At 28.1% G+C, this 25,028-nt stretch carries 27 protein-coding genes and 1 rRNA gene; 12 read left to right on the top strand and 16 right to left on the bottom strand.

Translation table 11 applies throughout. The features are described 5' to 3' along the window. Nucleotides 1-116: 116 nt before the first annotated feature. The 9 genes from FIA58_RS02865 to FIA58_RS02825 all read left to right on the top strand — a co-directional run bounded on the left by FIA58_RS02865 (nt 117) and on the right by FIA58_RS02825 (nt 6,952). Complete coding sequence (locus tag FIA58_RS02865; RefSeq protein ID WP_140959866.1) at nt 117-692, top strand: Crp/Fnr family transcriptional regulator; 576 nt, start codon at nt 117-119, stop codon at nt 690-692. 64 nt (nt 693-756) lie between these two features. Beyond that, nucleotides 757-1,470 carry an MBL fold metallo-hydrolase gene (locus tag FIA58_RS02860; protein WP_140959864.1) on the top strand — a complete coding sequence of 238 codons (714 nt, stop codon included), beginning with the start codon at nt 757-759 and terminating at the stop codon, nt 1,468-1,470. Nucleotides 1,471-1,656: 186 nt separating this feature from the next. Further along, nucleotides 1,657-2,913, top strand: a complete 1,257-nt coding sequence (locus tag FIA58_RS02855; RefSeq protein WP_140959862.1) for a T9SS type A sorting domain-containing protein — start codon at nt 1,657-1,659, stop codon at nt 2,911-2,913. Between the two features lie 507 nt (nt 2,914-3,420). After that, a complete protein-coding gene (locus tag FIA58_RS02850) occupies nt 3,421-3,996 on the top strand; it encodes a Crp/Fnr family transcriptional regulator (RefSeq protein WP_140959860.1) in 576 nt (191 codons plus the stop codon). 66 nt (nt 3,997-4,062) lie between these two features. After that, nucleotides 4,063-4,503, top strand: coding sequence for a carboxymuconolactone decarboxylase family protein (locus tag FIA58_RS02845; RefSeq protein ID WP_140959858.1), 441 nt, complete (start codon nt 4,063-4,065; stop codon nt 4,501-4,503). Between the two features lie 167 nt (nt 4,504-4,670). Beyond that, nucleotides 4,671-5,411, top strand: coding sequence for an MBL fold metallo-hydrolase (locus FIA58_RS02840; RefSeq protein ID WP_140959856.1), 741 nt, complete (start codon nt 4,671-4,673; stop codon nt 5,409-5,411). 94 nt (nt 5,412-5,505) lie between these two features. After that, nucleotides 5,506-6,147, top strand: coding sequence for a class I SAM-dependent DNA methyltransferase (locus tag FIA58_RS02835; protein ID WP_140959854.1), 642 nt, complete (start codon nt 5,506-5,508; stop codon nt 6,145-6,147). A 44-nt stretch (nt 6,148-6,191) separates the two neighbouring features. Beyond that, the gene (locus tag FIA58_RS02830) at nt 6,192-6,683 is read left to right on the top strand and encodes a hypothetical protein (RefSeq protein WP_140959852.1); all 492 of its coding nucleotides are present in this window, start codon (nt 6,192-6,194) and stop codon (nt 6,681-6,683) included. A gap of 14 nt (nt 6,684-6,697) precedes the next feature. Continuing rightward, complete coding sequence (locus tag FIA58_RS02825; RefSeq protein ID WP_140959850.1) at nt 6,698-6,952, top strand: CBU_0592 family membrane protein; 255 nt, start codon at nt 6,698-6,700, stop codon at nt 6,950-6,952. Between the two features lie 436 nt (nt 6,953-7,388). On the opposite strand, the gene fabV is transcribed toward FIA58_RS02825, so the two are convergent. The 8 genes from fabV to FIA58_RS02785 form a co-directional block, all read right to left on the bottom strand. Further along, entirely contained in the window at nt 7,389-8,579 is a 1,191-nt protein-coding gene (gene fabV, locus FIA58_RS02820; RefSeq protein ID WP_140959848.1) for an enoyl-ACP reductase FabV, read from the bottom strand. Nucleotides 8,580-8,727: 148 nt separating this feature from the next. Next, on the bottom strand, nt 8,728-10,380 hold the full coding sequence (recN, locus tag FIA58_RS02815) for a DNA repair protein RecN (RefSeq protein ID WP_140959846.1): 1,653 nt from the start codon (nt 10,378-10,380) through the stop codon (nt 8,728-8,730). Between the two features lie 29 nt (nt 10,381-10,409). Continuing rightward, entirely contained in the window at nt 10,410-11,300 is an 891-nt protein-coding gene (gene porD / locus FIA58_RS02810) for a type IX secretion system protein PorD (protein WP_140959843.1), read from the bottom strand. After that, nucleotides 11,293-12,501, bottom strand: coding sequence for a bifunctional phosphopantothenoylcysteine decarboxylase/phosphopantothenate--cysteine ligase CoaBC (gene coaBC / locus FIA58_RS02805; protein WP_140959841.1), 1,209 nt, complete (start codon nt 12,499-12,501; stop codon nt 11,293-11,295). The genes porD and coaBC overlap by 8 nt, the downstream gene beginning before the upstream one ends. A 9-nt stretch (nt 12,502-12,510) precedes the next feature. After that, entirely contained in the window at nt 12,511-12,825 is a 315-nt protein-coding gene (locus FIA58_RS02800; protein WP_140959839.1) for a DNA-directed RNA polymerase subunit omega, read from the bottom strand. A gap of 8 nt (nt 12,826-12,833) precedes the next feature. Further along, nucleotides 12,834-13,640 (bottom strand): outer membrane protein assembly factor BamD, encoded by an 807-nt coding sequence (locus FIA58_RS02795; protein ID WP_140959837.1) that lies wholly within the window; start codon nt 13,638-13,640, stop codon nt 12,834-12,836. Nucleotides 13,641-13,734: 94 nt separating this feature from the next. Beyond that, complete coding sequence (dapA, locus tag FIA58_RS02790) at nt 13,735-14,613, bottom strand: 4-hydroxy-tetrahydrodipicolinate synthase (RefSeq protein ID WP_140959835.1); 879 nt, start codon at nt 14,611-14,613, stop codon at nt 13,735-13,737. A 1-nt stretch (nt 14,614) separates the two neighbouring features. Further along, nucleotides 14,615-15,133 (bottom strand): DUF6913 domain-containing protein, encoded by a 519-nt coding sequence (locus tag FIA58_RS02785; protein ID WP_140959833.1) that lies wholly within the window; start codon nt 15,131-15,133, stop codon nt 14,615-14,617. A gap of 49 nt (nt 15,134-15,182) precedes the next feature. On the opposite strand from FIA58_RS02785, the gene FIA58_RS02780 reads away from it, so the two are divergent. Continuing rightward, on the top strand, nt 15,183-15,965 hold the full coding sequence (locus tag FIA58_RS02780; protein ID WP_140959831.1) for a 5'-nucleotidase C-terminal domain-containing protein: 783 nt from the start codon (nt 15,183-15,185) through the stop codon (nt 15,963-15,965). 11 nt (nt 15,966-15,976) lie between these two features. Continuing rightward, complete coding sequence (locus FIA58_RS02775; protein ID WP_140959829.1) at nt 15,977-16,894, top strand: bifunctional metallophosphatase/5'-nucleotidase; 918 nt, start codon at nt 15,977-15,979, stop codon at nt 16,892-16,894. A gap of 3 nt (nt 16,895-16,897) precedes the next feature. Here the strand turns inward: FIA58_RS02775 and FIA58_RS02770 are convergent, their stop codons facing one another. From FIA58_RS02770 to rpsF, 6 genes are all read right to left on the bottom strand, one after another. Then, nucleotides 16,898-17,593 carry a hypothetical protein gene (locus FIA58_RS02770; RefSeq protein ID WP_140959827.1) on the bottom strand — a complete coding sequence of 232 codons (696 nt, stop codon included), beginning with the start codon at nt 17,591-17,593 and terminating at the stop codon, nt 16,898-16,900. Next, entirely contained in the window at nt 17,586-19,586 is a 2,001-nt protein-coding gene (gene ligA, locus FIA58_RS02765) for an NAD-dependent DNA ligase LigA (RefSeq protein ID WP_140959825.1), read from the bottom strand. Before ligA ends, FIA58_RS02770 begins: the two co-directional genes overlap by 8 nt. A 4-nt stretch (nt 19,587-19,590) precedes the next feature. Next, complete coding sequence (locus FIA58_RS02760) at nt 19,591-20,064, bottom strand: DUF6495 family protein (RefSeq protein WP_140959823.1); 474 nt, start codon at nt 20,062-20,064, stop codon at nt 19,591-19,593. A 63-nt stretch (nt 20,065-20,127) separates the two neighbouring features. Next, the gene (gene rplI / locus FIA58_RS02755) at nt 20,128-20,571 is read right to left on the bottom strand and encodes a 50S ribosomal protein L9 (RefSeq protein WP_140959821.1); all 444 of its coding nucleotides are present in this window, start codon (nt 20,569-20,571) and stop codon (nt 20,128-20,130) included. A gap of 64 nt (nt 20,572-20,635) precedes the next feature. Beyond that, the gene (rpsR, locus tag FIA58_RS02750) at nt 20,636-20,932 is read right to left on the bottom strand and encodes a 30S ribosomal protein S18 (protein ID WP_045971798.1); all 297 of its coding nucleotides are present in this window, start codon (nt 20,930-20,932) and stop codon (nt 20,636-20,638) included. Nucleotides 20,933-20,934: 2 nt separating this feature from the next. Further along, on the bottom strand, nt 20,935-21,276 hold the full coding sequence (gene rpsF, locus FIA58_RS02745) for a 30S ribosomal protein S6 (RefSeq protein ID WP_140959819.1): 342 nt from the start codon (nt 21,274-21,276) through the stop codon (nt 20,935-20,937). A gap of 149 nt (nt 21,277-21,425) precedes the next feature. On the opposite strand from rpsF, the gene FIA58_RS02740 reads away from it, so the two are divergent. Beyond that, nucleotides 21,426-22,121, top strand: a complete 696-nt coding sequence (locus FIA58_RS02740) for a LytR/AlgR family response regulator transcription factor (RefSeq protein ID WP_140959817.1) — start codon at nt 21,426-21,428, stop codon at nt 22,119-22,121. Here the strand turns inward: FIA58_RS02740 and priA are convergent. Both priA and rrf read right to left on the bottom strand, forming a co-directional pair. Further along, nucleotides 22,118-24,568: a replication restart helicase PriA gene (gene priA, locus FIA58_RS02735; protein ID WP_140959815.1), complete on the bottom strand. Its 2,451-nt coding sequence runs from the start codon at nt 24,566-24,568 to the stop codon at nt 22,118-22,120. The genes FIA58_RS02740 and priA overlap by 4 nt on opposite strands. Nucleotides 24,569-24,956: 388 nt before the next feature. Continuing rightward, nucleotides 24,957-25,028, bottom strand: a 5S ribosomal RNA gene (gene rrf, locus FIA58_RS21865); the annotation flags it as partial.

Below are 25,028 nucleotides of genomic sequence, written 5' to 3'. Positions count from 1 at the left end.
TTTATTTACATTAGCTTTATAAAATGATTTTAGTATACCTATCTAGCCAAATTTAGATAGATTTATATCATTTATTATACATTTAAACAAGTCAATGACAATCATACAGATATAAAATGATAATCAACCCTTTAATTAAATATGTTTCAAATCTCGTTGACATTTATGATAGTGACAAAAAACTACTGTCACATTTTTTTAAACCTACAGATTTTGCTAAAGGAACAATCATTGAAAAGGAAGACGTTGTGGCTAAGAAACTATATTTTATTACAAATGGTTTTGCTAGGTCATTTTTTAGCTCAGATGGCTTAGAAATTACTACTCAAATTGTAGGAGAAAATAAATTTATAACAAGCTTTAATAGTTTTACTTCAGGAAGTACTTCAAAAGAAAATATTCAATGTATTTCGAATTGTGAAGTATTTTATATTACCAAATCAGATTACGAGATTTTATCTAAAGAAAGTGTTTTTTGGAATACTTTCTGTAAACAGATTTATGAAAAAGTTATTAGCCACAATCAGCAAAGAAGCATGGATTTCATTGTGTTAACTGCAGAAAAACGATACTTAAAATTGATGAAAGAACAACCTGAAATTATTCAAAATGTACCAATACAATATATTGCTTCATACATTGGAATTAAGCCAGAGTCTTTAAGTAGAATTAGAAAAAAAATAATTTTCTAACATTTATCAAGTTGTATTTATTTTTAAGAACTGAACTTTGCATAAACATTCAAAAAAATAAAAAATGCATAAAATAATTCAGTTATCAATTTTTCCATTTGGTATGATAAATTGTTTTCTCATAAAAGGAGAAAGGAAACACATTCTAGTTGATACAGGTATTCCCAATAGCCAAGCAAAAATTATCAAACAACTAAAGCAACACAATATCAAAATAGAAGATATTGCCTTAATGATCATAACTCACGGTCATATTGACCATTTTGGTAGTGCAAAAGAACTAAAGGACATTTTAAGAGTTCCCATACTTATACATGACTTAGATAAAAAAGCACTTCAAACGGGAGAAAGTTTGTTTGAAACATTAAAGCCTAATAATAAAATATGGAATTTTATTCTTAAACCAAAATTAACAAAAGATAGAGCAACATTTTGTACCCCTGACATAATATTAAATGAAAATGAAGAATATGATTTATCAATATATGGAATAAATGGAAAAATAATACATACTCCAGGGCATACTCCAGGTTCTATATCTGTTGTGTTTGAAAATGGAGATGCTATAATAATGGATTTAGCCTCGTCAGGAATACTTCTTGGCGGAATTGCTTTTAATTCAAGAATAAAACACCCTCCTTTTCATGACAATTTAGAACAAGTGAAGAATAGTATCAATACTATACTTTCATTAAATACAGAAAAATTTTATCTTGGACACGGAAATCCTGTTTCAAAAAAATCTTTAATAAAGTATAGGGACAAATTTTTGAAATGATAATAAAATGGTAACCGCTAACTTGGTATTTGCAATAGTAAAGACTAACGGAAGTATTTGAACATTAGTAATTCTATTAAATTTTTGTACTCAATTATGACCTCTTTTTTCAAATACTCAAACCATTAGTGGCAACATCGAAAAAAACCGAAGTGGAAACAAATAATATCTAAATACGAAAAAAATATGGTAAAAATATTAGCAGGAATTTTACTTTTCGCTTTTGTAAATTTAACATATGCACAACCAAATTATCCCGCACCAACTGGAATTTGGTGTAGTTGTCCACCAACAACTGGTATTGGAAATGGTTCTGTAGACCCTGTTGTGGCTTCTAAACCTTATGTGAATGGGATTTTAGTTCGAGTATTGTGGAAAGATATTGAGCCTATCGATAATACGTATAACTGGTCATTAATTGACAATCAAATAAGTGCAGCTCAGTCTTATGGAAAAAAAATATCTATAGCGATTGGAGGTGGTCCAAATTCACCTAATTGGTTATATCTTTTAGGCATTGAAACATTAAACTATTCTTTGCCGTTTAATGGAACAATACCTGTGCCTTGGGATCCCATCTTCTTGGATAAATGGACTGAATTTATTTCAGAACTAGGAAACAGATATCAAAATGACACTACCATACAGTTAGTATATATAACTAACTCATCACAAAACGGTTTTGAGATGCAGATACCATATAATCCAACTCCATCTTATACTTCAATATCCTACACTGACCAAAAGATGATTGAATCTTGGGAGCAAGTTATTGATGTATTTAATAGCTCATTCCCAAATCATTATTTGACCAACGATTTTCATCCTGTTAATTCCAGTGATATGGTGGCAGACTCTATATACAATTATGCAAAAGTAAATATTGATAGTAGATATGGTGCGAGTGGTTGGTGGTGGTCACAAAACAATACTTCTGTATATCCATCACAATACTCAATCTTACAAAATTCTGCAAATACAAATTTATTTACTGGTCTACAAATGGTGGCAAGCGGTATTTCAAACCCAACTGCTTTCGGCAGTGGAGGTCTTCAAGATGCTCTTAATCTTGCCATTTCAAACAGCTTTTGTTATTGGGAAATTTGGAACAATGATATAACTGATGGTTCATTTGATAACTTATTTTCTAATGCAGCTTGTTTACCTGTACTTAACATAAAGCAAACCAATAATAGTGAAAACGATTTAACTGTTTTTCCAAATCCATCGAAAAACATTTTTACAGCAATTTTAAAAAATAATTATATTGAAAAAGTTGAAGTGATTAATGAGTTAGGACAAATAATTTTAAAAAAGGAAAACATAAAGAGCAACCAATATCTATTAGACATTAGAAATTGTATTGACGGAATCTATTTTTTGAAAATAACTGACGACACAAATGCAGTTTCATATAGAAAAATAATTCTTTTAATACAATAAAAAATACAGTCACTAACATTAGTAACCGTTGCACAAACTCTCACTAAGACTAAATTTATAAAAAATAACATGGCTAAAAAAACTGTTATTTTACAAGTTTATATTTTACCGATTGTTATTGGATTACTCCAAATTTTACGCACTAAAACTAAAGAAAATCTAAATACTCAGTATTTGATTAGCATCTTACTCTTTTATCTCTTATTATAGTACATTTTAATTGTAAATAATTATCCAGAAAGTTAATCTAAAACAAGAATAACCATAAAGTAAATAAAGCTTTTTTAGTAATCTCCAATCTTAAAATTATCTCGTAATTTTCTACAAAAAAGCAAAAGTGCTTTTTGTACTTAGAAAGTTTTGGCTTAAATTTATAGTATTGTTTCAATAGCATAAAATTTATGACTGATAAGAAAAGATTGACATTTGTAATCATTATTGTTATGATTTCCGTATTAATTGGAGCATTGTCAACATTGTTTATAAAATAATCCTTTCAAAAAAATAATGTCACAAGTATTTCATCACCATTTAGAAAAATTCATTAAAATAGATGAAATAGAGTTTACTTCTATTCTCTCATTTTTTAAAACTATAAAAGTTAAGAAGAAAGAAGATTTAGTTCTTGAAGGTCAAATTTGCAAAACTAATTTTTTTGTACTTAATGGCTGTTTAAGAAAATATTTTATAAATAACAAAGGTATAGAACAAACTACAGAATTTGCTATTGAAAACTGGTGGATTACTGATAACATATCGTATGAACAAGAAACTCCAACTGCGTTTTATATTCAAGCTGTAGAAAACTCTGAAATTTTAGTTATAGATAAATATTCCCAAGAAAAACTACTAAAAGATTTCCCTAAAATGGAACGCTATTTCAGATTTATATATCAACGTGCTTATGCAGCATCCCAAATAAGAATGAAATATCTTTATGATTTTACAAAAGAAGAGTTTTATGATCATCTTTGTAAAAATCATCCCGAATTTGTACAGCGTGTTCCACAATATTTAATTGCTTCCTTTTTAGGTTTCACTCCAGAATATTTAAGTGAAATTAGAAATAAAAAACGTTCTTAAACCAGTTTAAGTATTTTGCGTTTTTTGTAACTGACCTTTGTACTATTAATTTAAAACAATAGTAAAATGGAAAAAAGAATTCAACTAGACATTGTGGAACCAAACTCATACAAAGCAATGTTTGCTCTTGAAAAGTATTTACAACAAAGTGACTTAAAAAAAGTGCATAAAGAGCTTATTAAAATAAGAGCATCTCAAATAAATGGATGTGCTTTTTGTATTGATATGCACACAAAAGCGGCTATAGAGAATGGAGAAACTCCACAACGTATTTTCTTACTTAATGCTTGGAAAGAAACCACCTTATTTACTGAAGAAGAAAGGACTCTTTTAAAAATAACCGAAGAGGTAACCTTAATTCATAAAAAGGGACTCACAACAGAAACATATAAAAAAGCTCTTTCTATTTTCGATCAAAATTATTTTTCACAAATAATAATGGCTATCACTACAATTAATGCTTGGAATAGAATAGCAATAAGTACAAACAAACCTGTTGAAAATTAATTCGTCATTTAGAAAACAATAGCGACTTTGACATTTTATCAAAGTCGTTTTTCTATATTTACAAAAACACATAAAATGAGTAGAAATTTTGTTCCTAAATTAATTTAAGTTTCATTCATTTTACTTGCTATGCAATTATACTACGACTATTTAATGAATGTTGTTCGATGAAAATAATAGAGTTAACACAAGGTAATTATGTAGTAAATAAAGAGAAAAATTTCTCTTTGTTTACACATTCTACAAACACTTCAGAATTAAAAATGGCTATTCGTCCGTTTTTGATTATTACAGCAAATGATTTTATTCTATTAGACACAGGTATAAATTTTCTAAACAATGGAGAACCACTATTATTTGAAAGTTTAAAAAAAGAAAGTATAACTCCTGAACAAATTACTAAAATTCTTATTTCTCATTTACATAAAGATCATATTGGAGGAATTGGTCATTTCTTAGGGAACAATTTCAAAGAAAACTTTCCTAATGCTAAAATTTATTTACAGCAACGTGAATTAAATTTTGCATTAACACAAGAAAACAACCCTTCATATGATTTTAAAGTATTAAAATATTTAAAAACACTTCCTAACATTGTAATGCTAAATGATAATGAAGGAAAAATATCCGATGCCATTTTTTATCAGGTTTCTGGAGGCCATACTCCTTTTCATCAAGTTTTTTGGCTTAAAGAAAATGAAGAAACAATTTTCTTTGGAGCAGACAACCTTCCTAAATTATCATACTGGAAATTAAATCTGGCATTCAAAAATGATTATGATGGATTGACGGCATTATCATTACGTAAAAAATGGAAAAAAGTAGCTAAAAATAAAAACTGGATTGTTTTATTTTATCATGACATTGAAACACCTTTTATAAAAGTAGCTAAAACAGATTTTTCTTAATCCTAAAAGGGAGTAGGAATACTAAATAATTACCATTAACTTGCTTCTACTTTATGTCTAAACTGAGTCATTCAATTCTATTTTTAAATTAAATATGGACAAGTATAAAGAAACATTTGATACTTGGAATAAAATAGCCCAAATCTATCAAGACAAGTTTATGGATTTAGACTTGTATAATAAATCCTATGATAGTTTTCTTGAATTAATTCCCAAAAAAAACGCATGTATTTTAGATATTGGTTGTGGACCTGGAAATATAACTAAATACCTTTTAAGTAAAAATGCCAATTTAAAAATAAAAGGAATTGATATTTCAGAAAATATGATCAAGCTAGCTAAAAAAAATAACCCATTAGCTCAATTCGAAGTAATAGATAGTAGAGAAATAGATTCTTTACATCAAATTTTTGATGCAATATTATGTGGTTTTTGTATTCCTTATATGTCACAATCAGACTGCCTGAAACTTATTATAGATTGTTATAATCTACTAAATAATTCAGGAGTACTTTATCTAAGTTTTGTAGAAGGAGATTACGAAAAATCAGGTTTTATTTCTGGAAGTAATGGTAATAGAGCTTACTTTTATTATCATAATTTGGAGTTTCTTGAAAAAATACTAAAAGAAAATTTGTTTGAAGTAAGTAGATTATATTTTGAAAAGTACAAGAAAACAGATGGTAGTGAAGAAAAACATACCATTTTAATTGTCCAAAAGAAGAGTACTTGTTAAAATTAATTAAACCAATTTCATACACTTTATAATTTTATATTATCATGAAATACTTACTTTCTACTTTACTATTCTTTCTAGCATTTTTTAGTTCTAATGCACAAACTCAAAAAGAAAAAGAAGAAAAGATTAGATCAGTTATAAATTTAGATTTTCATCAGAATGCTTCAAAATGTAGTTTTAATGTAAATGCTGTAACAGATATTAACAATAAGAAAGAATTTTGGAGCATTTGCCAATTAAAAAATGGGAATCGTATTTTAAAAATTCAATCTTATGAAAAAGAAATCTATTTTGAAGAAATTTATTTTGAGAAAAAGGGTTCGCTTATGTATGTCAAAGAAACTGAAAATTATGTTCCAAAAAATCATTTCAATCAAATGTCATGGAATTGTGAATATTATACAAAAAACGGAGAATTACTTACCTTAATATCATTAGGTCACGGAAAAACTGAAGATGAGAATTGGAATCCTGATTATATTTTTGATAGATATAAAAGAAGATTGTCCGAATTGAAGAAGATTAAAGAATAAAACAATAAGAGATCATGACACAAACCGATTGGATAGGATTTATTGGAGTAACCATATTATTAATTGCTTACTTTCTTAATCTTCGAAACATATTAAAAAAAGAAAGCGTAACTTATTTACTTTTAAATTTTATTGGAGCTGGTTTAGCTTGTTTAGCTTCTGTTTTATTAAACTATTTACCCTTTATTATTCTTGAAGCTTCTTGGACGCTTGTTTCTGCAATTGGAATTTTTAACTATTTTAATAGATTAAATAAATTTAAAAAGTAAAAGTAAAAATAGAAACAACTAGTTGAAATATAAAAACAGAAAATCCCGATTTAAAATCGGGATTTTTGTTTTCATTATCGTTTGTTTGTTTGTAATGAAAATTAATTTTAGAAATAACTAACTCTAAAAATAAATGATGTTTTTATTTATTTTTAATAAAATCATATTTTAAATAGTTTCCAATTTTTTTAGTATAACTATCTGTTTTTTAAATTTTTAATCAACATTCATTTTAAAAAATGTATATATAAGGGTATAGTAACGTAATTTTAAAAAAAATATTTCATGAAATTTGACAAAAAAATATTTTTTACGAAATTCATAATCTAACACACTCAAAGCGTGCAAAAATTGATGATTTGTCAAAAAAAGAATTAAAAAAGGAAAAGCTGCAAGAGTAAATTTTGCAACTTTTCCTTTTTGTTTTTTATTTTAATTAGTTTATACTTGGTACTTGAACCATTTCGTCTACATCTGCTAAGTAGTCAACTCCATCAAATCCAAAACCAAATAAATTCAAAAAGTCTTGTTTATAACCTGCTAAATCACCTAATTTAACTAATGTTTCTGTTGTTGATTCTTCCCATAATTTAGCAATTCGCTCTTGAACATCATCTCTCATTTCCCAATCATCAATACGAATCCTTCCTTTATCATCTGTTGGAATAGATTTTCCATTGTATAATCTATCTGCATATAAACGTTGAATTTGTTCAATACAACCCTCATGAATTCCTTCAGCTTTCATTATTTTATACAATAAAGAAATGTATAGAGGAATAACAGGAATTGCAGAACTTGCTTGAGTAACCAAAGCTTTGTTTACAGAAACATACCCTTTTCCGTTAATATCTTTTAGTTTATCAGTTATTTCAAAAGCAGTTGCTTCTAAGTGATCTTTAGCTCTTCCAATTGTTCCTTTTCTATAAACTGCTTCGGTAACTTCAGGTCCTATATAAGAATAGGCAAGTGTAGTTACTCCATCCGCTAGAGCATCTGCTTCTTTTAAAGCATCAATCCACATTGACCAATCTTCACCACCCATAACCACAACTGTATTTTCAATATCTTCCTCATTAGCAGGTTCAATTGAAACTTCACTTACCTTTCCTGTATGAAAATCTACAGTTTTATTAGTGAACTTATCTCCTATTGGCTTTAAAGTAGAGCGATGTAACACTCCAGTTTCTGGATGCATTCTTACAGGTGAAGCTAAACTGTAAATTATCAAATCAATCTGACCTAAATCAGACTTAATCATATCTATCGTTTGTTGCTTTACTTCATTAGAAAAAGCATCTCCATTAATGCTTTTCGCATACAAACCTGCTTTACTAGCTTCTTTTTCAAAAGCAGCTGAATTATACCAACCAGGTGAAGCGGTTTTCCCTTCGGATGGCGGTTTTTCGAAAAACACTCCTATTGTAGAAGCATTTGACCCAAAAGCACTTGTAATTCTTGATGCTAAACCAAAACCAGTTGAAGCTCCTATCACTAAAACACGCTTAGGACCATCTATTTCTCCTTTTGATTTAATATATGCTATCTGATTTTTTACATTCTGTTCACATCCTACTGGGTGAGATGTTAAACAAATGAATCCTCTCATTCTAGGTTCTATTATCATCTTAATTTTATTTGTTGAATTTAACTTTTCAAAAATAGTCATTTTATCATAAACTCTCTTGGAATTACTCTGCATATTTTTAGTAATATGAAGACCAAAAACAAGGTTTTTGATTCTAATAAACTAACTATAAGAGCACTATTGCTTTCTAATTTAATAGCTCTTTAGCATGGTTTATAGCCGAATCTGAAATATTTTTCCCTGACAACATCTCGGCAATTTCTATAATTCGTTGTTCTTCTTTAAGTAATTTCAATTCAGAAAGTGTATCGTTATCAACATTATACTTAAACACTTTGTAATGTTGATTTCCTTTAGCTGCTATTTGAGGTAAATGAGTAATGGCAAAAACCTGCATGTTTTTACTCATCTCTTTCATAATTTCTCCCATTTTTATAGCTATTTCTCCAGAAACACCAGTATCTATTTCATCAAAAATAATAGAAGGTAATTTAGAATAATTGGCTAAAACGGCTTTTATCGCTAACATTATTCTTGACATTTCTCCACCTGAAGCCATTTTTTTTATCGCTCCAATTTCCATTCCTTTATTAGCTGAAAACAATAAATTAATAGTGTCTTTACCAAATTTTGTGAAATTTTCAGTTGGTTGCAAATCAAAAACTATTTTTGCATCTGCCATTCCTAACTGGAATAAAATACTTTCTATTTGTTTGGACAAAACAGGAATTGCTTCTAATCTAGCATTAGTAATCAAAGTAGCAACCTGATTTACTTTTTCGATAATTTCGTCCTGTTCTTTTTGTTTCTTTATTATTTCAGCATCTAAATCGTCAAAACGAAGTAACTTCCCATCTAAATCATTTTGAATAACTAACAATTCTTCAACAGAATTTACATGATGTTTTTTTTGTAAAGTATAAATAGTTTGCAACTTTGCTGAAACATACTCTAATCGTTCTGGATCATTAATTATTTTTTCAGCATTAGAAAAACATTCGTTAATAATATCTTGTAATTCAATAGTGACACTTGAAATGCGGTCATGAAAATCGGTATATTCTTTTGAAAAACCTGCAATCTTTTGTAAAGATTGTTTTATTTCACTCAAAGTTATTAATGTTCCTAACTGTTCTTCATTGGCCACGCTTAAAACTTTGTCTAAATTCTCTTTAATAAACTCAACATTACTTAACTGATCTAGTTCTGTTTCTAATTCGAGTTGTTCCCCTTCTTTTAATTTAGCCGCTAATAATTCCTCTAATAAAAAGTTATTATATTCTTGCTCTTTAGAAAGTGATTCCTTTTCTGCAATTAACTTAGTTAACTCTTTTTTAGATTTATTTAAAACTTCTAATCCTTTTCTGTAACTAGAAATTCGTTTCTCATTTTTAGCAACTGCATCTATAATTTTAAATTGATAGTCTTCATTCAACAATTCTCTAGTTTTATGTTGAGAATGTATATCAATAAGAAAAACACCTAATTGTTGTAGTTCACTTAAATTAACTGGACTATCATTAATAAAAGCCCTAGATTTACCTGAAGGTAAAATTTCTCTTCTAATAATAGTTTGCTTTTCATAATCTAAATCATTTTTGGAAAAAAAATCTTCTAAATTATAATTAGATAAAGAAAAAATAGCTTCAATAACACATTTCTGGCTTTTATCTTTTAAAGCTGTTAGATCAGCTCTATTACCTAAAACAAGACCAAGAGCACCTAGTAATATAGACTTACCAGCACCTGTTTCTCCAGTTATAATAGAAAACTGATTAGAAAAATCTATTTCTAACGACTCTATCAATGCGTAATTTTTTATCGAAAGTGATAAAAGCATAATATATTTGCTGTAAAAGGTTTAAGAAATTATCTTATTTTATTCCACTTCATAGAATTCAAAGGAGAAATTCTATTTAGATTTTCTAATAAGTTACTATTATTTGTTTGTGGTCCGCCTGAAAATATTTGAACTATTTCATCTGTTTTTGCATCAAAAAAAGTTCTAGTAAGTAAAGCATTAGGTCTTGATTTTTGTATTTGAGCTAATGTTTCGATAGAATTTGAAACTCCTTCCTTTCCTTTCTTTAAATCATCAGCCATTAAATCCAAACCATTAAAGTGATATTGATTAAGTGACTTTCTATAAGAAACATAAGTGTTTGATAATAAATCAGAAATTAAAAAATAACGATTATTATTGTTTCCTTCAGATTGCTCCCATCCTTTGTAACCGCTAGATTGAGAAACATTCATTATGTTTGAAGCAATTTCTAAATACTTTGTTCCTCCTAAATCACTATAAGTATCCATATCAACACCTAAAATAATATTAACATAAAAAGCTAAAACAGAGGTTAAATTGGAATTAAAAGTATTTTGATCATAAATTAACTGCTCAAATTCAATAAATCGAAATGAAAAATCTTTATCATTTAAATTTAAAATAGGAGAGCTATATGTAGAATTAAATACGATTCTTGATGATTGAATTTGTAATGTAGCAACTATATTATTAGAATTAAATTCAGATACATTAATAAAAAAATTACAGGCTATTTTTTCTTTTAGTTTGTATTCCCTATTTGTCCATTTTGTGTTATTTAAAAACTCAGTAACTTGTTTCTCTAAGTTTTTAAATATTTGTGGATTAACGTCGGTCATTCTATCAGCATTAACTGACACAGTTGCATTTAGCTCTTGCGCACTATTCATTTGAAATGAAAATACGATAATAAAAATAGTTAACCAGTTACGCATAATGTTGAATAATTTTATTAATAATATCTTGTGCTACTTCCTCTTTACTTTTTAAATCCATAGGTTGAATACTAAAGTTCTTATCTATAAAAGTTACTTTATTAGTATCATGTCCAAAACCTGCACCTTTATCATTTAATGAATTTAAAACTATCAAATCTAAGTTTTTTTTCTGAATTTTCAATTTTGCATGTTCAATTTCATTCTCTGTTTCTAATGCAAAACCTACTAAAAACTGATTTTTTTTCACTTTCCCTAAAGAAGCTAAAATATCTTTTGTTTTCTCTAACTCTATTATAAACGTAGTATCATCCTTCTTTATTTTCTGTTGCGCTACCTTTTTTGGTCTATAATCTGCAACGGCTGCAGCTGCAATTGTTACATCAACTATATCAAAATAAGAAAAACAAGCATCATACATTTCTTGAGCCGATTTAACACGAACTAAAGTAATTAAAGCATTATCAACAAAAAGATGAGTTGGACCTGTTACCAAAATTACTTTTGCACCATTTTGAGCAGCTATTTTAGCTATATCAAATCCCATTTTACCTGAAGAATGATTTCCTATAAACCGAACGGGATCAATAGCTTCATAAGTAGGACCTGCTGTTATTAAGATATGTTTTCCTCTTAGAGGTAATTTAGAAGAAATGTCGTTCTCTAAAAAAGCAATAATATTTTCAGGCTCTGCCATTCTACCTTCACCAGACAATCCACTGGCTAATTCACCACTTTCTGCAGGAATAATAGTATTACCAAATTGTTTCAATTTATGAAAACTATCTAAAGTAGAAGGGTGTTTATACATGTCAAGATCCATTGCTGGAGCAAAATAAACAGGACATTTAGAAGATAAATATGCAGCTATTAATAAATTATCGCAATTGCCGTTAGCCATTTTGGAAAGCGTATTAGCAGTTGCAGGAGCAATAATCATGTAATCTGCCCAAAGAGCTAGTTCTACATGATTATTCCAAACACCATTTTCTTGATCTTCATCAAAAAAAGAAGAATAAACAGGATTCTTTGAAAGAGTAGATAATGTTAAGGGTGTAACAAAATCTTTAGAAGCAGGTGTCATAACTACTTGTACTTGAGCACCTGCCTTTATAAAAAGTCTAACTAAATGTGCCGTTTTATAAGCAGCAATTCCACCAGAAACACCTAGTAAGATTTTTTTACCACTTAATACAGACATATTCATGTATTACTTTGCTTCTCTATGATAAATTTTTTCTTCTAACCATTCTTGAACTGCTAAAGCATGAGGCTTAGGTAATTTTTCATAAAATTTTGAAACTTCAATTTGTTCTTTGTTTTCGAAGATTTCTTCTAAACTGTCATTATAAGTTGCAAATTCTTCTAATTTTTCAATTAATTCTTTCTTAATTTCAGAATTAATTTGACCAGCTCTCTTAGCCATAATTGTAATGGCTTCATATATATTACCTGTTGGCTCTTCAATTACACTTTTATTATATGTAATTGTATTTACTGGAGCAGTCGTTTTTTTTAAATCCATGATTTAACTTATTTAGAAAATTGTTGTAATTCTTTATCAATTGTAGCTAACATTTGGTCAGCTTTATCTTTAAATTCTGAATCTGACTTAAATTTGGTAAAACTATTATAAGTTGTTTTAGCAAAATTTAAACGATCTTCTTTTTTATATTGAACACTATTCATTGCTAATTTATAAGCTGTACTAAACTTTAAGAATAAAGCTTCTTCTTTAAATGGTGTTCCTGGATAATCAGAAATAAAATTATCTAATGCTGTCAATGCTGCATTATACTCTAATCTATGATCTGAAATCGTATAATATTGCTTAGCAATTTCAAATGCTTTTTTTTCTAACTTCTCTCTTAATTCTTTAACATATTCATTTGCCTTTGTCAAATATTCTGAATCTGGATAAGTATCTATAAACTTTTGTAATTTAGTTAATGCCTTTTCAGTATCAGTTTGATCTAAACTATATCTAGGAGACAATCTATAAAAGCACTCCGCTGATAAAAAAGCAGCCTCTTCCCTTTTTTCACTTTTTGGATAATTTGAAGCAAAACTTTCGAATTGATAACCTGCTAAATAATATTGTTTTGTATTATAATATGATTTTGAAAACATATAAAATAATCGCTCTGCATTAGGTTTTCCTCTGTAAGCAGGAACTATTTGTTCATAAATCCTTATAGCTTTTGTATACTTCCCTTTATCATACATTTCATTAGCTACTTTGTTTTTCAATGCTAAATCTTCACTTTTCAAAGCTTTTTGGTATTCACTACACGATGAAAGTGAAATTATAATAAGGAGAACACTAATAATTTTATTCATTGATTTATTTTTTTACTTTTTTAAATTCATAATTTAGTCACCTAAAAAAGCAACTGCAAATTTAGACATTATTTATATACTATGGAAATCTTTTTTAGCTATTTTTTATTGTAAAATTATGCAGTCTACCTGCTAAATTACTATCCACATTTACCAGTGGCAATCTCACAGTATTTTCGACTAAATCTCTAGCTTTAAATACTTCTTTTATTCCTGCAGGGTTACCTTGTTCAAAAATCATATCTACAGCATCCATTAACTGATAATGTAACCGATAAGCTTCATTTATGTTTCCTTTTAAACCCAATCGAACCATTTCAGAGAATTCTTTTGGAAATCCTTGACCTATAACAGAAATAACCCCTGAACCTCCAGCTAAAACCATTGGTAAAGTTATCATATCATCTCCTGATATCACTAAGAATTCTTCTGGTTTATTTTGAATTAATCGCATAGCTTGTACAATATCTCCTGCAGCTTCTTTTATAGCTATTATGTTTTTAAAATCTGTTGCTAATCTAATAGCAGTTGCTGGAAGGACATTACTAGCCGTTCTTCCTGGCACATTATATAAGATAACAGGAATAGGAGATGTTTCTGCAATTGCCTTAAAATGCTGATAAATACCTTCTTGTGTTGGTTTATTATAATAAGGTGAAACAGAAAGAATTGCGTCAAATTTTGAAAAATCTCTAGTTTTCAATTCTTCCACAACTTTCATTGTATTATTTCCTCCAACACCTAGTACTAATGGTAATCTATCTGCATTTGCTTCAATTACTGTAGCTATTATTAACTCTTTCTCCTCTTGAGTTAAAGTAGCAGTCTCAGCTGTAGTTCCTAATACTACTAAATATTCAACTCCTTCTTCTATTACATAATTCACTACTCTTTTTAAACCATCAACATCAACAGAGAAATCTTTTTTAAATGGAGTAACCAGTGCAACACCAGTACCAACAAATTTTTTCATTCTATATTTTATTAAGTATTTTTAAATATTTAAACAATTCCGAAACAAAGTTTTTATATTCTTTAACATTTGATTTTATTAATAAGTGATTGCCAATACAAATATTCATATCGGTAAAACCTACCTTAAATTTTGATTTTGAAAATAACGAAACGTAAGATAATGCAGGTTTGTCTTCATTATAAAAATTAACCAACAAATCAAATGGATATGCAATAAAATCCTGAACTTCTACCACTTTTATTTTTCCAAACAAACTGATATCTCTTAAAGAAAAACTCAATTGAGATAAACTATCTTTATGACCTACTTTATCATTAAAAAACAATACTTTTATTTCATTAAAATCATTTTTTTTTGATTTTATCTCAGTTAATAGTTTCTCAGCATCAAAGAAATAGGTTGAATCTATAATTATTCCAATTGTTTTTATTTTATCATTAGAAGCTTCAGTTATTTTTGTTAACTTTTTATTAATATTTTTTTTTAGGAAAAAGTCCTTTATAATTCTAGAAAACATAGTAATTTTACGTGTTTGACAAAAATAAATATTTAAACCTATTTAAAGGATGGTAAATGTAAAAAAGAAAAGAGTAAATACTAGTTATTTTGTTATATTATTAACATTCCTAACTCTATTATCTTGTAAAACTCATAAGAACAATATTTATGAAGTAGATGGAAAAAGAATTAATATAAATGAACAATATATTAGTGATTCAAATATTGAAAATTTTATTGCTCCTTATAGAAAACACATAAATAATGATCTAGATAGCATTTTAGCATTCAATCCCGTCACTCAGGAAAAAAGTAAAGGGAAATGGCAAACGAATATTGGTAACTTATTTGCTGAAACCACAATTGCGTTAAGCAATCCAATTTTTAAGAAAAGAGAAAATAAAGAAATAGATTTTTGTCTTTTAAATCATGGAGGTATTAGATCTATCATTCCAGAAGGCAACATAACCTCTAGAACAGCTTTTGAAATTATGCCATTTGAAAACAGCGTAATGATTGTTGGTTTATCTGCAGACGAAGTTAGAACTCTAGCTGCCTATTTCTTAAAAGAAAAAAAACCACATCCATTAGCTGGGCTTACAATTTATACAGATTCTAGCGAAACCAATGTTATAGATATATTAGTAAACAACAAACACATTGAAGATTCAAAAACATACTATGTAGCTACAACAGATTATTTAGCAAATGGAGGAGATAACATGAATTTCTTTAGAGATAGCAAAATTAAGTTTGACCTAGATTATAAGTTAAGAAATTTATTTATAGATTATTTTAAAAAAATAGACACACTACCTAATATAACTACTGAAAGAGTAATAATAAAATAAAGTTAAACATTATGGAAAGAAGAGATTTTTTACAAAAAACAGTTGCAAGTTCAGCTTTATTATCTTTAGGAGGAATGTCCTTGAGCAGCTTTTCAACATTAGAAACAAAAAAAATCACCATTTTACATACAAACGACGTTCACAGCCATATAGATCCTTTTCCTGCTGATCATCCAAGAAACCCAAATATGGGAGGAGCTGCTAGAAGAGCTTCCATCATTGATCAAATTAGAAAAGAAGAAAAAAGTGTGATTCTTTTAGATGCAGGTGATATTTTTCAAGGAACACCTTACTTTAATTATTATGGAGGTGAATTAGAATTCAAATTAATGAGCATGATGCAATATGATTTGGCAACAATGGGAAATCATGATTTTGATAATGGAATAGATGGTTTTCACGCCCAATTGGGTCATGCAAATTTTGACTTTGTTTCTGCTAATTACGATTTTAAAAACACCATTTTAGATGGAATTGTTAAACCATATAAAATTATAAATAGAGATGGAATTAAAATTGGAGTTTTTGGTTTAGGTGTTGAACTAGATGGATTAGTAGATAAAAAACTATATAAAGAAACTATTTACAACAATCCTATTGAAGTAGCAAAAAGCATTACAAGAACATTAAAAGAAGATAAAAAATGTGATTTGGTTATTTGCTTGTCTCACATTGGGTTTAAATATAGAAATGAACCAGAAAGGGTTTGTGATATAACTCTTGCTCAACAGACGAAAGATATTGATTTAATTATTGGTGGACATACCCATACTTTTTTAGACAAACCAGTTTTAGAAAAAAACTTAGAAGGAAAAGAAGTATTAATCAATCAAGTAGGCTGTTTTGGAATTAATTTAGGTAGAATTGATTTTTATTTATCTGATGACACAAAATACGATAACACCACCAGAAACATTATTTTAGGCTAAATTTTATTTAAGATACCTCCTTCTTAATGAACTTCTCTCTAAAAAATACATTACATAAAAATAATATGAAATGGTTTGTGCCAATGTATTAACAAGTTTAAAAACCACTAAACCAAATTGTTTATCTAACATAAAAAAAACATCTGATAAAATAAAAGACAGAACTGTAAAAGCTAGATAAGCATTTTTTCTGTATGTAGAATAAAAAAAAACAAAAGCAGTTAAAATTGACATTAAAATTAGCTCTAAACTAAAAATTAAAATATAAACAAACTCTTTATAAGAATTATATTCAATCAAATTCAGTAAACTATAAACTAAATAAATCATTGTTAGGAAAACAATAATTAATGAAGCATCTATTTTTTTAATTTGCCTAACCTGAAGCAATAACTTAAAGTCTTTATAAATAAAATGAATTATAATTAAATAAGGTATAAGAAATAAAAAAAGTCCAAAAAAATAATAATCTTCAACATTAATCAGATACAAAATATCTCCAAAAAAAAACAAAACAAGCGACAAGACAAATAAATCATCACTCCTTCTCCTTATTTGTGTAAAATAATAAAACACAATTGATGGAATAATTACTGGCTTTGTTATTAAAGTTAGAAATTCATTATACATACATGATGATATAACATATATAACTCCTGCAATAACATACAATAATAATGAAGCATTTAATTTAGGCATCAATCATTTTATTAAATTCATATTCATCAAGAATTGGTATTTTTAATTGATTTGCTTTATCTAATTTAGCAGGTCCCATATTAGATCCTGCTATAACATAATTCGTTTTAGAAGAAATGGAACTACCTACCTTTCCTCCATTATTTTCAATAGCTTTTTTTAAATCATCTCTAGAATAAGTTTCAAACACACCAGATACAACAAAAATACTACCTTTAAGCACATCTGAAACTGTTGTACTATTCGCTTCATTTATTTCAAATTGAACTCCATACCGTTTCAGTCTATCGATAATTTCAACATTAGAATTATTTTCAAAAAACTGAATGACACTTTGCGCTATCTTATCACCAATTTCATCTACTAAAATTAAATCCATAATAGTTGCTGAGGCTATTGCATCAATATTTTTATAATGCTTAGCTAATTTTTTAGCAACTGTTTCACCAACATATCTAATTCCTAAGGCATACAAAACACTTTCAAATGGAATTTTTTTAGATTTCTCTATTCCATTTATCAAATTTTCAGCTGACTTTTCAGCCATTCTCTCTAAAGGAATTACCTGTTCCTTTTTAAGTTCATATAAATCAGCATAGTTAGAAACTAATCCTGCATTATATAATAATGTAACTGTTTCACCTCCTAAACCATCAATATCCATAGCTTTTCTAGAGATATAATGCTGAATTCTACCTATTATTTGTGGTGGACAACCATAAAAATTTGGACAATAGTGATTCGCCTCACCTTCAATTCGAATTAATTCCGTGTTACATTCTGGACAATGCGTTATGTATTGTGTAGGTTGACTATCTGGTCTTCTTTCGTCAAGATTTACACCAATAATCTTTGGAATAATCTCTCCTCCTTTTTCAACAAAAACAGTATCACCTATTCTTATGTCAAGTTTTTCAATTTGATCTGCATTATGCAAAGATGCTCTCTTTACAATTGTTCCTGCCAACTGTACTGGTTCTAAATTAGCCACTGGAGTAATTGCACCTGTTCTACCTACTTGATAAGATATTGAATTTAAAGTTGTGACTACTTGTTCTGCCTTAAACTTATAAGCCATAGCCCAGCGAGGTGATTTCGAAGTATAACCCAATTCTTCTTGATACTGAACTTGATTTACTTTAACTACTACGCCATCAGTTTCATAAGGCAAATCATGACGATGAATATCCCAATAGTTAATAAATTCAAAAACTTCCTCAATACTTTTTACCAACTTAGATTCATTTGGCACTTTAAAACCCCATTCTCTAGCTTTTTGTAAACCTTGAAATTGAGATGAAATAGGCAAATTATTCCCAACTAAAGTATATAACAAACAATCTAATGGTCGTTTTGCTACTTCTGCACTATTTTGCAACTTCAAACTTCCAGAAGCAGTATTTCTAGGATTTGAATAAGGAGTTTCCCCAATTTCAATTAAATCTTGATTCATTTTTTCAAATCCAGCAAAAGGAAGGATAATTTCACCTCTAATCTCAAATTTATCAGGATAATCCCCTTTTAACCTTATAGGAACAGATTTTATAGTTTTAATATTATTAGTCACGTCGTCTCCTTGAAAACCATCACCTCGTGTGACTGCTCTTTTTAAACTTCCGTTTTCATACAAAATACTAATAGAAGCACCATCATATTTTAACTCACAAGTAAATTCTAAGGAAACATCTCCTAATATTTTTTGACAACGCTTTTCCCAGTCCAATAAATCATCTTTCGAATAAGAATTATCTAAAGAATACATTCTATATTCATGTTGTATGGTCTCAAAATTTTTAGTAACAGCTCCTCCTACTCGAACTGTAGGAGAGTTTTCATCAAAAAATTCTGGATGTTTCATTTCTAAATCTTGAAGCTGTTTCAACTTGGTATCAAATTCAAAATCTGAAATGGTTGGTTTGTCTAATACATAATAATTATAATTATGTTGATTTAATTCGTTTCTTAAAGATTGAAGCGTATTCAAAATGTCCATAAAACTATTGATTTAAAAGATAATCTAATTTAGTGAATAATTCTCCTTTACTTATAATTCCACCCTGTTTGATAATTGAAAATAAAGAACCATTTCTATCTTCTGAAATATCCTTTTTCCCTTTTTTTATTTCAATATCATCTGAAAAAATATTATCGCTTAGCCAATTAATTCCATCGACAGTAAGAAAATCTATGTTATCAATATTACTATTAATTACATAAGAATAAATAGCATTTTCAACACATTTAAACAAAAAAATATAATTTTTAGAAAAATGATCTATATAGTTTACATTAGAAATTGCTCTATCCCATATCATATCCGAGAAGACATCTATCTCTTGTTCTGCTATTTCTGGTTTATTATTTTTTATATCATCCCATTCTTTTTTATCAATTGATTGTGTTGCTAAAAAAGTAATAAACTCCGGATGAAGTTCTTCTAATTGCTCTTTGGTAAGTCTAACATACTTCATGGCGTAAATATAAAAAAAAAGCCCTCCAATTATGAAGGGCTAATAAATATTTTTCTTTATAAATTATGCTTTTTCTGCAATAATCTCATATGGTAATTCAACAATTACATTTCTATGAAGCCTTATACTTGCAGAATATTTACCTACACGCTTAACAATACCACTAGTAATGAATTTTTTATCAATTGAATGACCATTAGTTTGTAATGCTTCAGCAATGTTTATGCTCGTAATTGATCCAAACAATTTATCACCACCAGCTTTTGCACTAATTTTAATTTCAAGAGCTTTTAAAGATTCTGCAATTCTGTTAGCATCATCTACTAATTTTTGCTCTTTATGCGCTTTCTGTTTTAAGTTTTCAGCTAAAACTTTTTTTGCTGATGGAGTGGCTAATGTAGCAAATCCTTGAGGAATTAAATAATTACGACCGTATCCGTTTTTCACAGTTACTACATCATCTTTAAATCCTAAATTTTGAACGTCTTGTTTTAAGATAAGTTCCATGTTGTTGTCCTTTTAATAGAAGTTAGGTTTCAATGATATGAAAACCAACAACTTTATTTATAAATTATTTTAATAAATCCGCTACATATGGCATTAAAGCTAAGTGACGTGCTCTTTTAACAGCTACAGACACTTTTCTTTGATACTTTAATGAAGTTCCTGTTAAACGTCTTGGTAAAATTTTACCTTGCTCGTTTACGAATTTCAACAAGAAATCTGCATCTTTATAATCGATATATTTAATACCTGATTTTTTGAAACGACAGTATTTCTTTTGTTTGTTAGTTTCTATATTTAAAGGAGTAAGATATCTGATATCCCCTTCTTTTTTACCTTTTGCAGATTGTTCTAAAGTTGACATGATTAGTTAGATTTAGATTTTAATTTTACTCTTCTTCTTTCAGCCCAAGAAATTGCATGCTTATCTAAAGAAACAGTTAAGAAACGCATAATTCTTTCATCACGGCGGAATTCAGTTTCAAAACCTGCAATAATTTCTCCTGGTGCTTTAAATTCAAATAAGTGATAAAACCCACTTTTTTTGTGTTGAATTTCGTAAGCTAATTTTTTTAAGCCCCAATCCTCTTTTGATACCATCTCAGCCCCTTTAGAAGTAAGAAAATCTTCAAATTTGCTTACTGTTTCCTTTATCTGTTGTTCAGACAAAACGGGATTCAAGATGAAAACAGCTTCATAATGATTCATAATAATAAATATTAATTTTGTTTAAATTGGGTGCAAAAATAGAAAAATTATTTCAAATAACAATACATCTGCGATTAATTGCATAATATTTACGTTTTTATTTGTTCTATTAATTTTTTTAGTATACTTTTAACTTTAAATTTAGATATATGAAGTTGAATTGTATAGTGGTCGATGATAGTGCGATACAAAGGATGACAATAACAAAACTAGTTAATGAATCAACTAATTTACATTTAGTTGGGGATTTTGCTAATGCATTAGAAACTAAAAATTCCCTCAATAATAATGATGTTGATTTAATTTTTCTAGATATTGAAATGCCGCTAATTAGTGGTTTTGATTTATTAGATGGCTTAAAAGTAAAACCACAAATTATCTTTATTACTTCTAAAGCTGATTATGCAGTTAAGGCTTTTGATTATGAAGCTACTGATTTCCTCCAAAAACCTATTTCAAAAGATCGTTTTCTAAAAGCAGTAAAAAAAGCTATTGAACTTCATCAATTAAGAAATGAATCACACGAAGAGCTAGGAGAAGCTATTATTATTAAAAGTAATTTAAAGAAATTAAAAGTATTTACACACAAAATTAAATGGATTGAAGCTTATGGCGACTACATAAAAGTAGTAACGGACGAAGAAAGCCATTTAGTATTATCCACAATGAAATCATTTGAAAATGAATTACCTCAAGGAAAATTCATAAGAGTTCATAAATCATACATAGTAAATTTAGATAGAGTTGAAAAATTCAACAGTAAATTTGCAGAAATTGATGGTCAAAAAATACCAATAAGTAGAAATAAAAAAGATGTTATAAGCAAAGCAATTGAAGCCATCTAATAATTATCAACATTTATTACTACTTTAATTGCTCTATATTGTGCAATAGAATCAAAACTAACTATCACCTTTTCGATAGTTTTTTTTGTTTTACCCAAATGATTATCACAAGGAATCTTTATAATTATATTTCTTATATACTCATTTCTAATCCTACTGATTACAGGTTCCTCAGGACCAAGTACAGGAATTTGCAGTTGCTGAACTAGTACATTATACAACCATAAAGATCCTTCTTTTAATTTCTCAAAATCCCTGTGTTTTAAAGTAAGTTTTATAAGCCTGAAAAACGGAGGATATTTAAAGTTTTGTCTATCATATATTTGCTCACGATACATCGCTTTATAATCATTAGTAACTACCTGCTGAATGGTATTATGATAAGGATTATAAGTTTGAATAATCACAGTTCCCTTCTTTTGTTTTCTACCTGCTCTTCCTGCAACCTGAGTCATCATTTGAAAAGCCCTTTCATATGCTCTAAAATGAGGCTGATTTAATAAGTTATCTGCATTTAATATTCCCACAAGCGTTACATTATCAAAATGTAACCCTTTGGCTAGCATTTGAGTACCAATTAAAACATCATATTCCTGATTTTTAAAAGCATCTATAATTTTCTCATAACCATATTTACCTCTTGTTGTATCTTGATCCATTCTTCCAATAGATTTATCAGGAAATAAAGCTTTTAATTCCATTTCTATTTGTTCTGTACCAAACCCTTTAGTAGACAATTCAGTAGATTGACATTGATGACAATGAGTTGGATTAGCCATAGAATAACTACAATAATGACATCTCAGTTGGTTTTTAAACTTATAATAAGTTAAACTAACATCACAATTTGGACAATGAGGTACATGACCACATGTAATACATTCTACAAATGGAGAAAAACCTCTTCTATTTTGAAATAGAATTATTTGCTCTCCAAGCTTTAAAGCCTCATTCATTGATTCAAGTAATTCATCAGAAAAATGTCCTTGCATTTTTTTTCTAAAATATTTATCCTTAATATCAACTAATTTTATTTCTGGCAAAAGAACATTACCATAACGTTCCTTTAATTCAACTAAACCATATTTTCCAATTGCGACATTATAATAGGATTCTAAACTAGGTGTTGCACTACCTAACAAAACTTTAGCATTATGTTGTTTAGCTAAAACAATAGCAGCGTCTCTAGCATGATATCTAGGTGCTGGATCTTGCTGTTTAAATGTTTGCTCGTGCTCTTCATCTATAATTATTAATCCCAAGTTAGAAAAAGGCAAAAATAAAGCATTTCTAACACCAATAACTATTTTAGCCTTTTCAGATTGATCCAAAACATTATTCCAAACCTCTATTCGCTCATTATTAGTATATTTTGAATGGTAAACCGAAATTTGATTCCCAAAATAAGAGGTTAACCGTTGAACCAATTGAGTTGTTAAAGCTATTTCTGGCAAAAGAAATAAAACCTGTTTACCAATTAATAAAAAATCTTCAATTAACTTTATATAAACTTCCGTTTTACCTGAAGCAGTTACACCATGCAATAGAGTAACATCAAACTTATCTTTAATACTCTTAATCTCATTTAAAGCTTTTTCTTGAACAGAACTTAAGATAAAAGAAACATCATTATCCTTTTCAAAAATTACTCTATCTTCATTTAAATAATATTCTTCAAACACACCTTTATCAATCAGAGCTTTCAAAACAGAAGAAGTAGAATTAGTAAATTCCAATAATTGTTTAACTGTAACAACTTTATTTTCAGAAGCATATAGTTGAAAAAAAGACAATACCATTTGGTGTTGTTTCTTTGCTTTAGAAATAATACTCAACAAGTCTTGAAATCTCTCCTTATTAAAAAACTCATCTTGCATTTTTACATATCTAACCAATTTAGGCTTATAAACCTCTTTGATTTCCTCTTGTAAAACTAAAATCCCCTTAGCTAACAAGCCATTAATTACAGGAAAAACAGTCTTTTTCCCTAATATCTTTATGATATCTTTTACTGTAATTGAAGATTGAGATTTTAAAGCTTCATAAATTAAATATTCATCATCCTTAAACTCTGAAGTGTCAAGTTTTAAATTTTTCTTTTCAGAAATTATAGTTTCACTTTCTAACATATAACCTGAAGGTAAAGCACTTCTAAAAACTTCACCTAAAGAACACATATAATAATCTGATATCCAATTCCAATGCTTTAATTGATTAGAATTAACTATAGCTTCATTATCCAAAATGCAGTCAATTTCTTTTGGCTTATAAAGCAAAGGAGATACAGTATGCTTATTAACAACCAGTGAAGTATAAACTTTACTTTTACCAAATGGAACAGCAATTCTCATCCCATTAATTATATATTTAAATTCAGCTTCTGAAACCTCATAAGTAAAAGTTTTTTTAACAGCTAAAGGCAAAATAACATCTATAAAATACTGCATAAAACAAATATAAAAGAAAAAAGATAACAAAAACAAGAATCTACATAATTAAAATATTTTATTAAGATTTACTTAAATGTCCTATTTTTAACATCTTTCTTACAACAAAAAAACATCATAATAATTAAAAAAAATATTTATCAAACATAATACTTACATTTTTCTATATATAAAATTTTATTATTCCAAATACCTTATATGTTCCGCAAAAGCATTTTTATATATAAATAAAAAGACATGCATTAGAGTTATTTATTAAATTTAGATATCTAAAAATAAATTAAAACAAATCTTTTATAGCACATACAAAATTAGATATACTTATAAGTAATCATGTATAATTACAAATAACAAAAAACCCTCATCAAAAATGATGAGGGTTTTAAAAGAAAGGCGACGACATACTCTCCCACATAACTGCAGTACCATCTGCGCAGTCGGGCTTAACTTCTCTGTTCGG

Source organism: Flavobacterium jejuense (assembly GCF_006491595.2).
GTDB lineage: Bacteria > Bacteroidota > Bacteroidia > Flavobacteriales > Flavobacteriaceae > Flavobacterium > Flavobacterium jejuense.
Note: the sequence above shows the minus strand (reverse complement) of the source record. Positions and strands in the feature narration are given on the sequence as shown.

What these genes read in the sequence shown, in the direction of transcription:
- FIA58_RS02860 (WP_140959864.1), top strand. Translation starts at nt 757, where the DNA reads ATGCATAAAATAATTCAGTTATCAATTTTTCCATTTGGTATGATAAAT.
- FIA58_RS02740 (WP_140959817.1), top strand. Translation starts at nt 21,426, where the DNA reads ATGAAGTTGAATTGTATAGTGGTCGATGATAGTGCGATACAAAGGATG.
- FIA58_RS02760 (WP_140959823.1), bottom strand. Translation starts at nt 20,064, where the DNA reads ATGAAGTATGTTAGACTTACCAAAGAGCAATTAGAAGAACTTCATCCG.
- porD (WP_140959843.1), bottom strand. Translation starts at nt 11,300, where the DNA reads ATGCGTAACTGGTTAACTATTTTTATTATCGTATTTTCATTTCAAATG.
- rplI (WP_140959821.1), bottom strand. Translation starts at nt 20,571, where the DNA reads ATGGAACTTATCTTAAAACAAGACGTTCAAAATTTAGGATTTAAAGAT.
- FIA58_RS02830 (WP_140959852.1), top strand. Translation starts at nt 6,192, where the DNA reads ATGAAATACTTACTTTCTACTTTACTATTCTTTCTAGCATTTTTTAGT.
- FIA58_RS02825 (WP_140959850.1), top strand. Translation starts at nt 6,698, where the DNA reads ATGACACAAACCGATTGGATAGGATTTATTGGAGTAACCATATTATTA.
- FIA58_RS02770 (WP_140959827.1), bottom strand. Translation starts at nt 17,593, where the DNA reads ATGCCTAAATTAAATGCTTCATTATTATTGTATGTTATTGCAGGAGTT.
- dapA (WP_140959835.1), bottom strand. Translation starts at nt 14,613, where the DNA reads ATGAAAAAATTTGTTGGTACTGGTGTTGCACTGGTTACTCCATTTAAA.
- rpsF (WP_140959819.1), bottom strand. Translation starts at nt 21,276, where the DNA reads ATGAATCATTATGAAGCTGTTTTCATCTTGAATCCCGTTTTGTCTGAA.
- ligA (WP_140959825.1), bottom strand. Translation starts at nt 19,586, where the DNA reads ATGGACATTTTGAATACGCTTCAATCTTTAAGAAACGAATTAAATCAA.
- coaBC (WP_140959841.1), bottom strand. Translation starts at nt 12,501, where the DNA reads ATGTCTGTATTAAGTGGTAAAAAAATCTTACTAGGTGTTTCTGGTGGA.
- fabV (WP_140959848.1), bottom strand. Translation starts at nt 8,579, where the DNA reads ATGATAATAGAACCTAGAATGAGAGGATTCATTTGTTTAACATCTCAC.
- FIA58_RS02780 (WP_140959831.1), top strand. Translation starts at nt 15,183, where the DNA reads ATGGTAAATGTAAAAAAGAAAAGAGTAAATACTAGTTATTTTGTTATA.
- FIA58_RS02855 (WP_140959862.1), top strand. Translation starts at nt 1,657, where the DNA reads ATGGTAAAAATATTAGCAGGAATTTTACTTTTCGCTTTTGTAAATTTA.
- recN (WP_140959846.1), bottom strand. Translation starts at nt 10,380, where the DNA reads ATGCTTTTATCACTTTCGATAAAAAATTACGCATTGATAGAGTCGTTA.
- FIA58_RS02865 (WP_140959866.1), top strand. Translation starts at nt 117, where the DNA reads ATGATAATCAACCCTTTAATTAAATATGTTTCAAATCTCGTTGACATT.
- FIA58_RS02795 (WP_140959837.1), bottom strand. Translation starts at nt 13,640, where the DNA reads ATGAATAAAATTATTAGTGTTCTCCTTATTATAATTTCACTTTCATCG.
- priA (WP_140959815.1), bottom strand. Translation starts at nt 24,568, where the DNA reads ATGCAGTATTTTATAGATGTTATTTTGCCTTTAGCTGTTAAAAAAACT.
- FIA58_RS02785 (WP_140959833.1), bottom strand. Translation starts at nt 15,133, where the DNA reads ATGTTTTCTAGAATTATAAAGGACTTTTTCCTAAAAAAAAATATTAAT.
- FIA58_RS02850 (WP_140959860.1), top strand. Translation starts at nt 3,421, where the DNA reads ATGTCACAAGTATTTCATCACCATTTAGAAAAATTCATTAAAATAGAT.
- FIA58_RS02840 (WP_140959856.1), top strand. Translation starts at nt 4,671, where the DNA reads ATGAAAATAATAGAGTTAACACAAGGTAATTATGTAGTAAATAAAGAG.
- rpsR (WP_045971798.1), bottom strand. Translation starts at nt 20,932, where the DNA reads ATGTCAACTTTAGAACAATCTGCAAAAGGTAAAAAAGAAGGGGATATC.
- FIA58_RS02835 (WP_140959854.1), top strand. Translation starts at nt 5,506, where the DNA reads ATGGACAAGTATAAAGAAACATTTGATACTTGGAATAAAATAGCCCAA.
- FIA58_RS02775 (WP_140959829.1), top strand. Translation starts at nt 15,977, where the DNA reads ATGGAAAGAAGAGATTTTTTACAAAAAACAGTTGCAAGTTCAGCTTTA.
- FIA58_RS02845 (WP_140959858.1), top strand. Translation starts at nt 4,063, where the DNA reads ATGGAAAAAAGAATTCAACTAGACATTGTGGAACCAAACTCATACAAA.
- FIA58_RS02800 (WP_140959839.1), bottom strand. Translation starts at nt 12,825, where the DNA reads ATGGATTTAAAAAAAACGACTGCTCCAGTAAATACAATTACATATAAT.